The sequence below is a fragment of the Streptomyces antnestii genome, assembly GCF_004005495.1.
Classification (GTDB): domain Bacteria; phylum Actinomycetota; class Actinomycetes; order Streptomycetales; family Streptomycetaceae; genus Streptomyces; species Streptomyces antnestii.
This window is the reverse complement of the sequence record NZ_RZYA01000008.1, coordinates 157,675-170,878: the sequence shown is the minus strand read 5'-3', so window position 1 is coordinate 170,878 and position 13,204 is coordinate 157,675. Positions and strand designations below refer to the sequence as shown.

General features: G+C 70.5%; 13 protein-coding genes. 4 read left to right on the top strand and 9 right to left on the bottom strand.

The window, feature by feature from the left end; translation table 11 throughout:
• Nucleotides 1-123: 123 nt before the first annotated feature.
• The 6 genes from EOT10_RS18980 to EOT10_RS18955 are packed head-to-tail and all read right to left on the bottom strand — an operon-like array spanning nt 124 to nt 6,322.
• Nucleotides 124-909 (bottom strand): GntR family transcriptional regulator, encoded by a 786-nt coding sequence (locus EOT10_RS18980; RefSeq protein WP_127829420.1) that lies wholly within the window; start codon nt 907-909, stop codon nt 124-126.
• Complete coding sequence (locus EOT10_RS18975; protein WP_127829419.1) at nt 906-1,829, bottom strand: ABC transporter permease; 924 nt, start codon at nt 1,827-1,829, stop codon at nt 906-908. The genes EOT10_RS18980 and EOT10_RS18975 overlap by 4 nt, the downstream gene beginning before the upstream one ends.
• The gene (locus EOT10_RS18970) at nt 1,816-2,763 is read right to left on the bottom strand and encodes an ABC transporter permease (RefSeq protein WP_127829418.1); all 948 of its coding nucleotides are present in this window, start codon (nt 2,761-2,763) and stop codon (nt 1,816-1,818) included. Before EOT10_RS18970 ends, EOT10_RS18975 begins: the two co-directional genes overlap by 14 nt.
• Before the next feature lie 18 nt (nt 2,764-2,781).
• Nucleotides 2,782-4,062 carry an NAD(P)/FAD-dependent oxidoreductase gene (locus tag EOT10_RS18965; RefSeq protein ID WP_127829553.1) on the bottom strand — a complete coding sequence of 427 codons (1,281 nt, stop codon included), beginning with the start codon at nt 4,060-4,062 and terminating at the stop codon, nt 2,782-2,784.
• 26 nt (nt 4,063-4,088) lie between these two features.
• Nucleotides 4,089-4,757, bottom strand: a complete 669-nt coding sequence (locus EOT10_RS18960; RefSeq protein ID WP_127829417.1) for a haloacid dehalogenase type II — start codon at nt 4,755-4,757, stop codon at nt 4,089-4,091.
• Nucleotides 4,758-4,783: 26 nt separating this feature from the next.
• Nucleotides 4,784-6,322 (bottom strand): ABC transporter substrate-binding protein, encoded by a 1,539-nt coding sequence (locus EOT10_RS18955; RefSeq protein WP_223281067.1) that lies wholly within the window; start codon nt 6,320-6,322, stop codon nt 4,784-4,786.
• 313 nt (nt 6,323-6,635) lie between these two features.
• Here EOT10_RS18955 and EOT10_RS18950 point away from each other — a divergent pair, with 313 nt between their 5' ends.
• The 3 genes from EOT10_RS18950 to EOT10_RS18940 all read left to right on the top strand — a co-directional run bounded on the left by EOT10_RS18950 (nt 6,636) and on the right by EOT10_RS18940 (nt 9,578).
• Complete coding sequence (locus EOT10_RS18950; RefSeq protein ID WP_127829416.1) at nt 6,636-7,058, top strand: hypothetical protein; 423 nt, start codon at nt 6,636-6,638, stop codon at nt 7,056-7,058.
• Nucleotides 7,059-7,188: 130 nt separating this feature from the next.
• On the top strand, nt 7,189-8,340 hold the full coding sequence (locus EOT10_RS18945) for a PLP-dependent cysteine synthase family protein (protein WP_223281066.1): 1,152 nt from the start codon (nt 7,189-7,191) through the stop codon (nt 8,338-8,340).
• Nucleotides 8,337-9,578: an MFS transporter gene (locus EOT10_RS18940; RefSeq protein WP_127829415.1), complete on the top strand. Its 1,242-nt coding sequence runs from the start codon at nt 8,337-8,339 to the stop codon at nt 9,576-9,578. Before EOT10_RS18945 ends, EOT10_RS18940 begins: the two co-directional genes overlap by 4 nt.
• A gap of 102 nt (nt 9,579-9,680) precedes the next feature.
• On the opposite strand, the gene EOT10_RS18935 is transcribed toward EOT10_RS18940, so the two are convergent.
• On the bottom strand, nt 9,681-10,091 hold the full coding sequence (locus EOT10_RS18935) for a (2Fe-2S) ferredoxin domain-containing protein (protein ID WP_127829414.1): 411 nt from the start codon (nt 10,089-10,091) through the stop codon (nt 9,681-9,683).
• On the bottom strand, nt 10,088-12,064 hold the full coding sequence (locus EOT10_RS18930; RefSeq protein WP_127829413.1) for a heavy metal translocating P-type ATPase: 1,977 nt from the start codon (nt 12,062-12,064) through the stop codon (nt 10,088-10,090). Before EOT10_RS18930 ends, EOT10_RS18935 begins: the two co-directional genes overlap by 4 nt.
• Before the next feature lie 93 nt (nt 12,065-12,157).
• Between EOT10_RS18930 and EOT10_RS18925 the strand changes: the two genes are divergently transcribed.
• Nucleotides 12,158-12,538, top strand: a complete 381-nt coding sequence (locus EOT10_RS18925) for an ArsR/SmtB family transcription factor (protein ID WP_127829412.1) — start codon at nt 12,158-12,160, stop codon at nt 12,536-12,538.
• A gap of 184 nt (nt 12,539-12,722) precedes the next feature.
• Here EOT10_RS18925 and EOT10_RS18920 read toward each other — a convergent pair whose 3' ends face one another.
• On the bottom strand, nt 12,723-13,112 hold the full coding sequence (locus tag EOT10_RS18920; RefSeq protein WP_127829411.1) for a VOC family protein: 390 nt from the start codon (nt 13,110-13,112) through the stop codon (nt 12,723-12,725).
• Nucleotides 13,113-13,204: the final 92 nt, after the last annotated feature.

Sequence of the window (13,204 nt, the reverse complement as noted above, 5' to 3'; positions counted from 1 at the left end):
TGGATCGCGACGAGCAGAGGCGTGCGGGGCGGAGGTGTGTGCGGGGGCTGAGGTGTGCGGGGCAGGGTTGTACGGGGCACGGATGTACGGGGGAGGGGGTGCGCGGGGTCGGAGGCGTGCGGGTCAGGAGTAGGGCAACTGCGGAGGAGGCGGCTGCTCCTGGGTCTCGCGCAGGCGCCTGCGCAAGGTCACCGTGGCCTCGTCGAAGTGCTGGGTGAGGGTCTTGATCGCCGCACCCACGTCGTCGCCGGCGATGAGCTGGGTCAGCTCACGGTGCTCGTGCAGGAGGTCGCCGCGGGCGGGGTGGGTGTCGGCCATGATGTTGAGGCACAGCCGGGTCTCGGAGATCAGGCTGCTGTACATGCGGCTGAGCCGGGGACTGCCCGCCGCCTCGATGACCGAGGTGTGGAAGCGGAGGTCCAGATCCCCCACCGCCTCCCAGTCGTCCTGCGCCGCGGCCTGCGCGATCGCGTCGACCGTCGCATCGAGTGTCTCGATCAGACCCGGCGGCCGGGGGGAGGTGATGACGCGCTTGAAAGCCGCGGTCTCCAGGGCCAACCGTGCGTAGAAGATGTCGACGATGTCCGTCTCGGTGAGGAAGGGGACGAACACTCCTCGGTGCGGTCGGCGCTCCAACAACCCTTCGTGTACGAGGAGTTGGAGGCTTTCCCGCACCGGCCCCCGGCTCACCCCCAGGTGTGCCGCCAGCTCGACCTCGTTGAACTGGTGGCCCGGCGGGAAGTTGCCGCGGTGCACACCCTCGCGGATCCGCTCCGTCACGGTGGTGGCGAGGGTACGCCGGCTCACACGCGGAGTGGCTGCGGGCGGCAGCGAATCAAGGGTGGGCGTGAGTGGGTCGGCGGTGGGCGCGAGCGGATCGGTGGTGGGCGGGAGTGGATGGTCGGTCATGACGTCGTTCCCCGTGTGGTCGGTGGTGCGGTCTTCTGGCTGCTGCCGGTCCTGCGTCGCGGGCGGGCGGAGTCCGCGCCCTGGCCGATCATGGTGACACTCAGCGCGGTGAGGAAGATGGCCGCTCCCGGCAGGACGACCAGCATCGGCATGCGTTCCATGTAGGGCTGCGCGTCGAGCAGCATCGCACCCCAGTCGGAGTCGGGCGGCTGAACTCCGAGGCCGAGGAAGGAAAGCCCGCCGACGGTGATCAGCTTGTGCCCGAAGCGCAGGAAGCCGACGGCCAGCATCGGCCGGAGCGCGTTCGGGACGACGTGCCGGAAGATGATGAAGGACTTGGAACAGCCCAGCGTCTCCGCCGCCTCGATGTAGCCCTTGGCGTTGATCTCCAGCGTGAGGCCGCGCATGAGCCGGGCGAACGGTGTCCAGCCCACCGCCGTGAGGGCGGCGATCAGTGTGCCGTACCCGGTGCCGAACACGGCGATCAGGAGCAGCGCGACGATCACGTCGGGAACGGCGATGAGCAGATCGACCGTGCGCATCAGGATCTCGTCGAGCAGTCCGCCGCGGCGTGCGCTGACAGCGCCGATCAGGGTGCCGATGACGGCCGACGCAAGGAGCGTGACGGCGGCGATGGAGACCGAGAACCGGCCGCCGTACATGAGCCGGCTGAGCAGGTCCCGGCCGAGCTGATCGGTACCCAGCCAGTGCGCTGAACTGAAGCTGGCCAGACGGTTGTTGAGGTCCTGGGCAGCCGGGTCGTACGGCGCGATCCAGGGCGTGAGGAGCAGGGTGACGAGGACCGCCGCGAACACCACCGCGCCGATCCGCAGGGTCCAGTGCCGGCCGCGGGCGAACCGCAGTCCTTGTACGAGGCGGCCGGCGTGCTGTCGGGGAAGGGCCGGGCTAGACAGAGCCATCGTGCAACCTCACAGCCGGATTGATGAGGGCGTACAGCACGTCGGTGACCGTGGTGACGAGGACGGCCAGGGCGACGATGCTGAGGATCCCGGCCTGGATGATGGGGATGTCGTGGTTGACCACCGCCCGGTAGACGAGCTGCCCCATCCCTGGCACGGCGAAGATCACCTCGACCACCACGGAACCGCCGAGGAGCCCCGCGAACCAGAGCGAGAACAGGGTCATCACCGGCAGCAGCCCGTTGCGCAGAGCGTGCCGGAGCAGTGTCTGCGGCTGGCTGAGCCCTCGGGCGCGGGCCGCGGTGATGTACGGGGCCTTGAGCACGTCGACCATCGCCGCCCTGGTCACCTGGGTGAAGTAGGCGAGGGGGCGCAGGGCGAGGGTGAGGGCGGGCAGGACGAGGTACTGCGGTGTGCGCCAGCCCGCCGACGGCAGCCAGCCCAGATGCTGGGAGAAGACCAGCACGAGGATCGGTGCCAGCCAGTACTCGGGGACGGCGACGAAGCTCTGCGTCAGGAACGTCACCGCCGTGTCCGCCCGTTTGCCGGGGCGCAGGGCCGCGAGCGTGCCGAGCGGCAGCGCGGCCACGAACGCGGCCCCGAGGGCGACGGCGGTCAGCGTGAACGAGACACCGAGCGCGCTGCCGAGGAGCTGGTCGACCGGGGTGCGGCTGGTGAACGAGAGCCCGAAGTCACCGTGCAGCGCACGCCCCAGCCAGTCCAGGTACTGCAGGATCAGGGGCTGGTCGAGTCCCAGGTCGTGGCGCAGCGCTTCTACCGCGGAGGGATCGAGGGCCTGGCCGGCGACCCGGGAACGCAGGATGGTGCGCACCGGGTCGCCGCCGCTCGCGTACGGCACGAGGAAGGTGACGACGGACACCGTGAACAGTGCGACGACCAGGACGAGCAGACGTCGTAGAGCGAATCTGACCATTGTGCCCGCACCTCCTCGCTACTTGATGACGTCGAGCGCCCGGTAGTAGGCCCCGGCCAGCGGCAGGAACCAGGGGGGCCCGAAGTAGTGCCCGGGCACGTGCGGGAAGTGCATCCCCCGCCAGGGGTTGGCCTCGGGCCGGCCGTCGAGCACCTCCGCCATCTGGCGGCCCATGTGGGTCGACATCTGGACGCCGTGTCCCGAGTAGCCGACGGAGTAGAACAGCCCGTCCCGCTCGCCCGCGTGCACCATCTGGTCGAGGCTCAGATCGACGAGACCGCCCCAGCAGTAGTCGATTCCCACGCCCGCCAGCTGTGGGAAGACCGACACCATTCCCTTGCGCAGGATGTGCCCGCTCTTCAGGTCGGACTGCGGGTTCGACATCGCGAACCGTGCCCGCCCTCCGAACAGCAGCCGGTTGTCCGGTGTGATGCGGAAGTAGTACAGGATGTTGCGCGAGTCCGAGGCCATGCGCCGGGTGGGCATGAGCTCGTCGACGACGTGCTGCTCCAGGGGCTCGGTGACGATGATGAAACTGCCGACGGGCACGATCCGGTTGCGCAGCCAGCGGAACGGCGAGCTGGTGTAGCCGCTGGTGGCGACGAGCACCTTGTCCGCCCGCAGGGTGCCGGCCGGGGTGGTGAGGTCGTGCTGGGTGCCGCGCAGGCGCTTCGCCTTGGTGACCGGGGCCTTCTCGTGGATCCGTACGCCCAGCCGCTCGGCGGCGTCCGCGAGGCCGCGCACGAACTTGCCGACGTGCAGCCCGGCGCCCTGGGGGTCGGCCATCGCGCCGTGGTAGTAGCCGCTGCCGATCTCCGAACCGAGCTTGTGACGCGGGATCAACTCGGTCTCGTAGCCGATGAGTTCGGCGAGCGCCTCGTGGGTGCGGGCCAGGTTCTCGTAGTGGGCGGGTTTGGCCGCCAGGTTGAGTTTCCCGGTGCGGGCGAAGTCGCAGTCGATGCCCTCCTCCACGGTGAGTTTCTCCACCGTGTCGATCGCGTCGTTGTACGCGAGGTAGAACGCCTTCGCGGTGGGGATGCCGTAACGGGCGACGGCCGTACGGAAGCCGATGGCCAGGCCCGTGGTGCACATGCCGCCGTTGCGCCCTGAGGCGCCCCAGCCCACGGTCTCCTGTTCGAGGACAGTGACCTGGGCACCCTTGCGGGCGAGGTGGACGGCGGCGGACAAGCCGGTCAGGCCGGCGCCGACGACGGCGATGTCGGTGCTTCCGTCGATCTCGGCAGCGGTGCGGTCGGGCCGGGCCGGGGCGGTGTCGAGCCAGTACGGAACGGTCTTGATGTCACGCGCGGCGCCGGTCATGCCGCTCACAGCCCGAGCAGCGCGGGGAGTTCCGTCAGCGCGCTGATCTCGTCGTAGCCGTAGTACGGCACGCTCGGCTCGTAACCCCGGTTGACGTAGACCTTGTTGGTGATCCGCAGGTCGTGGGCCGGGATGAGGTCGTAGCGCAGGCTGGACGAGACGTGCAGGATGTCGCCGGTACCGCAGCCGAGCTGGTCCAGCATGTACTCGAACGCCTGGAAGCGCGGCTTGTACGCCTGTGCCTGTTCGGCGGTGAAGACGGCGTGGAAGGGGGCGCCCAGCTTCTCGACGTTCGCCCCGATCTGGCTGTCGGCCGCGTTCGAGAGGATGACCAGCGGGTAGTGGGCGGCGAGCGTCCGCAGCGCCTCCGGCACGTCCGGGTGCGGGCCCCAGCTGGGCACCGCGTCCACGATGGCCCGGCCGTCCTCGTCCCTGTACTCGATGCCCCACAGCTTGCTCGCGCGCTGCAGGGCGTTGCAGATGACCTCGGGGTAGGGCTGGTAGGCGCCGACCACCTCGTCGATGCGGTACGCCTCGAAGTCGTCGAGGAAGTCCTCCATGCGGTCCGCGGGGACACGGTCGGCGAGGAGGGTGCGGGTGAGGGCGGACATGCCGAACGCGGTGAGAGTGCCGTAGCAGTCGAAGGTGATGAACTTGGGCCGGAAGTCGGTCATCTGCGGTTCTCCTTCGTTGCGGGGGTTCACTTGGCGCCGAGTGACAGGTCGGCGGTCAGGGTGTAGTAGGGCTGGATGGTGTAGCCGCGCACCCCGGCGAGGGCGACGGACTCGGTCTCGTGGACCAGGAAGACGTCGACGGCCCGGGACTGGAGCCTGGTGGCGACGTCCGCGTAGAGGGCGTAGCGGCCGGTGGCGCTTGCCGTGGCGCCGGCCTTCTTGACGAGTGCGTCGACCTTCGGATCGCAGTGGTGCGCGAGGTTGTAGGCGCCCTTGCAGGTGTAGTCCTGGGTGAGGAAGCCGTACGGGTCGGGCAGGTCCCCGAGGTAGTTCCGGGACAGCAGCGCCATGTCGAACTTCCCGGCGAGGAGGTCCGGTTCCATCGACGCGTACTCGCCGGTCCTGATCGAGACCTTGATGCCGATGGCCTTCAACTGGTTCTGGATGACGGAGGCGAGGTCGGCGAATCCGGCTCCCTCGTTGTAGGCGAGCAGCGTCAGCTTGAGCGAGGACGGGGCGACGCCCGCTTGGGCCAGCAGTGACTTGGCCTTCGTGACGTCGGCCTTGACGGGCCTCGCGCCCTTGGGGGCCCAGGCGTCACCAGGTGCGAACGGTCCGACCGCCGGGCGGGAGACACCCGGGTAGACCGCGGCGGCGATCGCCTTGGTGTCGACCGCGGCCTGGATCGCCTGGCGGACCCTGGTGGTGTCCAGCGGCGACTTCTTGTTGTTGAGGACCAGCTCGGTGGTGCGGGACAGCTCGGTGGTCTTCGTCCTGATGCCGGACTGGCCCTTGAGTTCCTGCACGCTGGTGACCGGGATCTTCCGTGCGATCTGCGCCTCACCGGTGCGCACCTGCGTGGCACGTTTTCCGCCGTCGGCGATGAACCGCACCTCGGCGGAGGCCAGTTGGACATGTCCGCCCCAGTAGGAAGCGTTGCGCTTGAGGTCGATCGCCTGCTGCGGGATCTCCTTGGTGATGGCGAAGGGGCCCGTGCACGTGCCCTTCGGATCGATGGCACCTGCCGCGTAGGCCTTGGGCGCCAGGATGCCCGTGTTCGGGCTGGCCAGGCTCTGCGGGAGCAGGACGTCCGGCTTCACGGTCGTCACCTCGACGGTCGAGGAACCCACCGCCTTGACGCCGGAAACGGTGTCGGGGGAGAAGGCCGCGGCGGGCGTCTTCACCTTGAGGGCGTGCCGTAGCGCGCCGGCCACTGCCTTTGCGTCGAGCGGGGTGCCGTCCTGGAATTTCACACCCTGGCGAAGGGTCAACCTCCATACGGTGGGCTTCACTTGAGTCCACGAGGTGGCGAGCATCGGCGCGAGCGTGCCGCCGCTCTCGTACTTCACCAGGGTCTCCAGACAGCCGGCCTTGGAGAGGACGAACGCGTCGTCCGTCTCCAGGGCCCAGTCGGCGGCCGGGCCGAACGGCTCGTCGATCACGATGCTGCGGACGGCGGGAGCTCCACCGCCAGTGGTCGCGGCGCCGCCGCTCATACCGCACCCGGCGACGGTCACCAGGGCTGTCGCGGCCACTCCACAGGTCGTCAAGCGCAGTTTCTTCATGAGTCACGCCCACTCGGTCAGAGGTTGGGGGTGCGGGGGGTGCTGCTGCTTGGGCCACGAATGTACGCACGCCGACGGAGAGTTGTAAACAATGTTTTGTAAACAGGCAGTTGATTGTGTGTCACGGGGCGGAGTCGTAGCGGAGAGGAGGAAGTGGCGACGGTGCTCCCGCTGCGCCGTGCCGAGCCCTCCTCCGTACCGGCCGCGCCGAGCCCGCCAAGGCCGCCTGCGCCACGCCGTACGCGTCCCCCGTCGCCAATATGACATGCAGTCACCCATCGATTACGGTGCGCATGTGATCGGAGTGTGCAGCGTGGCGTCAGGCAGGCGAAGGCGGGGCCGTGCGGCCCTGCTGCTCGGCCTGGTGCTGCTCGTCGTGTGGCATGTCTCGGGCATGGTGCACGCGAGCCCGGCCGCCGGAGCGGCGTTTGTCGACGCCACCGTCGCGCACTGCGCACACCACGGACCGGCCGCCGGCCCCCACCATGCGGGGGAGGTACCTCCCGGGCACGACCATTCGGGCACCGGACATGTGGACCACAGCGTGGACCGCCCGCGGGCGTCCGACGTCGACACCCCCGCGGTGGCCGCGTCCCCGGATCCGCTGGCGCCCGGCGCGGCGGCCCTCGTGACGCTGCCGCCGGCGAAGCGATCGGCTGCCCGGGACACCACCGCGGCCGCGGCCCCACCCGAGCACGACTCTCTCCTCGACCTGCACTGCGTACGACGGCAGTAGCCGCCCCCGCACGCCCCTGACCCACGTCCCGCCCTGCCGGACAACGGGGTGTGCCCGCGTGCCACAGAACCGTCGAACCCAGCGCCCCCACCTGCGCGTACGCGATCCCGGGCGCGAAGGAGTCGTACCCATGAACGTACCCATGAACGTACCCATGCCCGTGTTCCTGCCCGACCCGTCCCTCAAGCTCATCGCCCCCGAAGCCGCCCACCGCCCGCACCGCCTCGTCGGGAACAGCCCCGTGCTGTGGGTCGACGCCCCCTTCGCCCCGCCCGGCCGGGGCTTCCACGCCAAGCTCGAGGGCGCCAACCCCGGAGGCATCAAGGACCGGCCCGGCATCCACATGGTCGAAGAGGCCCGGCGACGCGGCGAACTGGCGCCCGGCGCCCCCGTCGTCGAGTCCTCCAGCGGCACCCTCGGTCTCGGACTCGCCCTCGCCGGACTGACCTACGGCCACCCGGTGACGATCGTCTCCGACCCCGGAATGGAGCAGTCGATGCTCCGCCTGCTGACGGCGTACGGCGCCCGCGTCGAGCAGGTCCGCACGCCGCACCCAGACGGCGGCTGGCAGCAGGCCAGGCGCGAGAAGGTCGCCGAACTCCTGGCGCGCACGCCCGGCGCGTACTGCCCGGACCAGTACCACAACCCCGACAACGCCGCCGCCTACCGGTCCCTCGCCACGGAACTGATCGTCCAACTCGGCCGCGTGGACGTGCTGGTGGCCGCGGTCGGTACCGGCGGACACTCGGCCGGGACCGCTCGCGTACTGCGCCAGGCGTTCCCCGCGATGGACCTCATCGGCGTCGACTCCACCGGATCCGCGATCTTCGGGCAGCCCGCCAGGCCCCGCCTGATGCGCGGCCTGGGCTCCAGCATCCATCCCTCGAACGTCGACTACGCGGCCTTCGACGAGGTCCACTGGGTCGCCCCGGCCGAGGCGGTGTGGGCCTGCCGGCAACTGGCGCGACGGCACTACGCGTCCGGCGGCTGGAGTGTCGGGGCCGTCGCCCGCGTCGCCGGCTGGGCGGCCGGCGCCTACCCGGAAGGGACCCGCATCGCCGCGATCTTTCCCGACGGCCCCCACCGCTACCTGGAGACCATCTACAACGACGCCTGGTGCCGGGAACACGACCTGCTGACCGACGGGCCGGCCGACCGGCCCGACGAGATCGACGAACCTGACGAGCGCGAGGTGGTCACCTGGACGCGGTGCCGCACCGTCCGCGACCCGCTGTGCCGCCCGACGGCGGGCGCCGCACACACACCGGCGGCGACCCGATGAGCGGCCTGCGCGCCCAAGTGGCCTCGTTCGACCGCCCCGTACGCCTGCTGATGATCAATCAGTTCGCGATCAACCTCGCCTTCTACATGCTGATGCCCTACCTCGCCGACCACCTCGCCCACGGGCTGGGGCTCGCGGCGTGGATGGTCGGCCTGGTCCTGGGCGTGCGCAACCTGTCCCAGCAGGGCATGTTCCTCGTCGGCGGGACCCTCGCCGACCGCTACGGCTGCAAGCCGATGATCCTGGCCGGCTGCGCACTGCGCACCGCGGCCTTCGGGCTCCTCGGCGTCGCCGACACCCTGCCCGCACTGCTGGCCGCCTCCGCGGCGACCGGGCTCGCGGGCGCGCTGTTCAATCCGGCCGTGCGTGCCTACCTGGCCCAGGAGGCGGGCGAGGAGCGCCGGGTGGAGGCGTTCGCCACCTTCAACGTCTTCTACCAGGCAGGCATCCTCATTGGTCCGCTCGCCGGACTTGCCCTGCTGGCCTGGGACTTCAGCGCGGTCTGCGCGGTGGCCGCTCTTATCTTCGGAGCGCTCGCCGTCCTCCAGGCCCGTGCGCTCCCCGCCCGGCCCCCGGCCGAACGCGGCGCCGAGCCCGCCTGGCGCGCGGTCGCCACCGACTGGCGCACGATCGCGGCCAACCGGCCGTTCCTCCTGTTCGCCGCCGCGATGACCGGCTCGTACGTCCTCGCCTTCCAGGTGTACCTCGCGTTGCCGCTGCGCGCCCGTGAACTCTTCGGAGAGCGGACGGGGTTGGTGACGGGCGCGGTCTTCGCGGTCTCGGCGCTGGCCGCCCTGTCGGGACAGCTGAAACTCACCGCGTGGGCGAAGCGGACGATGGCCGGGCCCCGCGCCATCGCGTGCGGACTGGTCGTGATGGGCGCCGCGTTCCTGCCGCTGCTGCCCGGGACCCATGACACGGTGATCGGGGCCGGCGCCCTCCTGTTCTGCGCCGCACTGCTGGCCTGGGGTGGTGCACTGCTCTACCCCTTCGAGATGGACACCGTGGTCCGGCTGTCCGGCGACCGGCTCGTCGCGACGTACTACGGCGCCTACAACACGGCCTCCGGCATTGCGATCTCCCTCGGCAACCTGGCCGTGGGGGCGCTCTTCGACACCGGCGTGAGCTGGCTGCCGTGGGCCTGTCTGGCGGCGACCGGACTGGTCTGCGCGGGATTGGTGGCGTGGCTGCACCGGGCGGGGCATCTGGCGCTGCGTCCGGTGGCGTTGCCGGTGTGAGGTGCGGTGAGGTGACGCCGTGTCCAGGCCGGGTGGATGTGGGCCGGGACACGGTGGGTCACCGCTCTCCGCTCTCCGCTCTCCGCTCTCCGCCGGGGCGGGCTACTCGTGGAGTTCGGCCTGCACGCGCCGGGAGGGGCGGAACGCGTACAGGTCGAGGATGCCGGGTGGTTCGGTCAGGCCGGGGCCGCCGCCCTCGACCCAGGCGGTGATGTCGGCGGTGGCGTCCTCGTCGTTGACCAGGCCGAGCCAGACGGGGCGCCCACCGGCCTTGCGGCCGGCGGCCGAGGGCTGGACGACGACCACGTTGGCGCGCTCGCACGCGTCGAGGCAGTCGGTGACCCGGATCTTCGCCGTCCCGGCCAACGCCTCGCGCAGACCGCGGAGTTGGGCGGCGTGATCGAGGCCGGGGACCTTGGCGCTGCCGCAGCAGCAGCCGCGGCAGACCGTGACGGTGGGCTGGGCCGCGCCGGCGTGCCCGGCGGACTCCGTACGGCGGGCGCGCTTGCTCATGCGGTGCCTCGCCGGCCGGGGTTCGTCCAGGCCGCTTCGCGCAGGAGGCGGAGGCCGTTGAGACCGACGATGACGGTGGAGCCTTCGTGACCGGCGACACCCAGCGGCAGCGGCAGGGTGCCGACGAGGTCCCAGGCCACCAGAGTCGTGATGAACACGCCCGCGATGACGAGGTTCTGGACGACCAGGCGCCGGGCGGCCCGTGAGAGGGCCACGACCTTGGGGATGGTGGCCAGTTCGTCGCGTACGACGACGGCGTCGGCGGTCTCGAGGGCGAGGTCGGAGCCGGCCCTGCCCATGGCGATACCGGTGTGGGCGGCGGCCAGTGCCGGAGCGTCGTTGACGCCGTCGCCGACGACCAGCACCCGGCGCTCCTCGCCCTCCCACTTCTGGACGGCGGCCACCTTGTCCTGGGGCAGGAGGCCCGCTCGGACGTCGGAGATGCCGACCTGGGCGGCGAGGTGCCGCGCGGCGCGTTCGTTGTCGCCGGTCAGCAGGACCGGTGTGCGGCCGGTCAGTTCGGTGAGGGCGGCCACCGTGGCGGCGGCGTCCGGCCGCAGCCGGTCGGCGATGCCGATCACGCCTGCGGGGGCGCCGTCGCGCAGCACCAGTACCGCGGTCTGCCCCGTGACCTCCAGCTCCTCGACCAGGTCGCGCACCGTGTCGGGGGCGGTGGGCAGCAGACGGGCGGGGGAACCGACCTCGACGGTGTGGCCGTCGACTCCGGCGCTCACGCCCCGGCCGGGGGTGGAGGTGAAGTCCAGTGTCTCGTGCAGGGACAGACGGCGTTCGCGCGCCGCGTCGACGACGGCGCGGGCCAGCGGGTGTTCGCTGGGGTGCTCGGCCGAGGCGGCGAGCGCCAGCAGTGCGTCCTCGGTCAGCCGGGTGCCGGGCAGCGGGCGGATGTCGGTGACGCGGGGGGTGCCTTCGGTGAGGGTTCCGGTCTTGTCCAGGGCGACGGCGTCGATCTGTCCGAGGCGCTCCATGACGACGGCGGACTTGGCGAGGACGCCGTGGCGCCCGGCGTTGGCGATCGCGGAAAGCAGCGGCGGCATGGTGGAGAGCACCACCGCGCACGGCGAGGCGACGATCATGAAGGTCATCGCCCGGAGCAGCGCGGGCTGCAGTGCGGAGCCGAACGCGAGCGGGACCGCGAAGACGGCGAGGGTGGCGATGACCATGCCGATGGAGTACCGCTGCTCGATCTTCTCGATGAACAGCTGGGTGGGTGCCTTGGTCTCGGAGGCTTCCTCGACCATCTGCACGATCCTGGCGATGACGGAGTCCGACGGGTCGCGCTCGACCCGCACACGCAGGGCGCCGGTGCCGTTCACGGTCCCGGCGAACACCTCGTCGCCCTTCTGTTTGGCCACCGGCAGCGGCTCACCGGTGATGGTGGCCTGATCGACGTCGCTGGCCCCGTCGAGGACCTGCCCGTCCGCGCCGACCCGCTCACCGGGGCGGACCAGAATGGTGTCCCCGACCTGCAGCTCCTCGGCGGCGACCGTCTCTTCGGTGCCATCCGTCAGGAGCCGGGTCGCCGTGCTCGGGGCGAGATCGAGAAGGCCACGGACCGAGTCGGCCGTACGCGCGGTCGCGATCGCCTCCAGCGCGCCCGACGTGGCGAAGATGACGATGAGCAGCGCCCCGTCGAGGACCTGCCCGAGCGCGGCGGCGCCGAGCGCGGCCACGACCATCAGCAGATCCACATCCAGGGTCTTGTCCTTGAGGGCCTTGAGTCCCTCCCAGCCCGGCTCCCAGCCGCCGGTGATGTACGTGGCGGCGAACAGGGGTCCCGACAGCCAGACCGGGGCGCCGAGGAGGTGCAGCGGGAGGGCGATCAGGAACAGGAGCAGGGAGGCCAGAGCCCAGCGGGCTTCGGGCAGAGCGAGGACGCGCGTGCGCCGCTTCGCCGGAGCGGGGGAGAGGTCCGCCGGCGGCGGTGCGGACCGTCGTTCCAGGACAGAAGACATGACACAGCAACCCTTCGCGGGTGGACGGGGCAACACACCCACCATACAGGAACATGTGAATAGGTCTTCATGTGTCATAGGTATGATGTCCGCATGGGCCACGGAATCGACACCGTCAGCAGCAGCACCCGCGAGCGCCTCGACGCCGTCGGCACCGCCGATGTCGCCGCCATGCTCCAGGCCCTCGCCACTCCCTCACGGCTGTACATCCTGGCCAGACTGCAAGAAGGCCCCTGCGCGGTCAGCGACCTCGCGGACGCCGTGGGCATGGAAGCCTCCGCCTGCTCCCACCAGCTCCGCCTGCTGCGCAACCTCGGACTCGTCACCGGCGAACGCCACGGGCGCTCGATCGTCTACGCCCTCTACGACAACCATGTGGCCGAGCTCCTCGACCAGGCCCTGTATCACGTCGAACACCTGAGGCTGGGAGTCCGCGACGCCGCCCCCATGCCCGAGGCTGTCGTCGCGGACTGACGCCAGAGGCACTCGACCGAGCCTGAGTTGAAGCTCTGTCGGCGGGGGCGCGTTGGCTTTGCCGCGCGTCCGCTTCCGTCCGCTTCCGCGTCCCGCGGCTTTGCCATCGGCCGCAAGCAGCGATCGAGGGCCGCACCCGGTACTCGGGTGCGGCCCTCGATCTATGTGCTGACGAGATATGTGCTTACGAGGCCCAGCCGCCGTACGGCACCGTGATGAGTTCCATCGCGTGGCCCGCCGGGTCCATGAAGTACACGCCGCGGCCGCCGTCGTTGTGGTTGATCGTGCCAGGCTGCTGCCGGCGCGGGTCGGCGTAGTGCTCGATGCCGCGCTGTGTGATCTGCGCGTACGCCGCGTCGAACTCCTCTTCAGAGATCAAGAAAGCGTAGTGCTGGGGAGTGATCTTGTCCGCGGGGATCGTGGCGAAGTCCAGCGTGACGCCGTTACTCAGGGCGACCGCGACGAACGGGCCCCACTCGCCGGTGATCTCAAGGCCCAGCAGGGTAGCGAAGAACTCTGCGGACTCCCGGTTGTCCCGGGCGTGGACGATCGTGTGGTTCAACTCGACTGACAAGGAATGCCTCCGAGGGCATCTCCTGACACCTCCATGCCTCACCCAGCCGGTGACCGACACGCGATGTCGCCAAAGATCCTAGTCGATGTCGT

What these genes read in the sequence shown, in the direction of transcription:
- EOT10_RS18980 (WP_127829420.1), bottom strand. Translation starts at nt 909, where the DNA reads ATGACCGACCATCCACTCCCGCCCACCACCGATCCGCTCGCGCCCACC.
- EOT10_RS18975 (WP_127829419.1), bottom strand. Translation starts at nt 1,829, where the DNA reads ATGGCTCTGTCTAGCCCGGCCCTTCCCCGACAGCACGCCGGCCGCCTC.
- EOT10_RS18970 (WP_127829418.1), bottom strand. Translation starts at nt 2,763, where the DNA reads ATGGTCAGATTCGCTCTACGACGTCTGCTCGTCCTGGTCGTCGCACTG.
- EOT10_RS18960 (WP_127829417.1), bottom strand. Translation starts at nt 4,757, where the DNA reads ATGACCGACTTCCGGCCCAAGTTCATCACCTTCGACTGCTACGGCACT.
- EOT10_RS18955 (WP_223281067.1), bottom strand. Translation starts at nt 6,322, where the DNA reads ATGAAGAAACTGCGCTTGACGACCTGTGGAGTGGCCGCGACAGCCCTG.
- EOT10_RS18945 (WP_223281066.1), top strand. Translation starts at nt 7,189, where the DNA reads ATGAACGTACCCATGAACGTACCCATGCCCGTGTTCCTGCCCGACCCG.
- EOT10_RS18940 (WP_127829415.1), top strand. Translation starts at nt 8,337, where the DNA reads ATGAGCGGCCTGCGCGCCCAAGTGGCCTCGTTCGACCGCCCCGTACGC.
- EOT10_RS18935 (WP_127829414.1), bottom strand. Translation starts at nt 10,091, where the DNA reads ATGAGCAAGCGCGCCCGCCGTACGGAGTCCGCCGGGCACGCCGGCGCG.
- EOT10_RS18930 (WP_127829413.1), bottom strand. Translation starts at nt 12,064, where the DNA reads ATGTCTTCTGTCCTGGAACGACGGTCCGCACCGCCGCCGGCGGACCTC.
- EOT10_RS18925 (WP_127829412.1), top strand. Translation starts at nt 12,158, where the DNA reads ATGGGCCACGGAATCGACACCGTCAGCAGCAGCACCCGCGAGCGCCTC.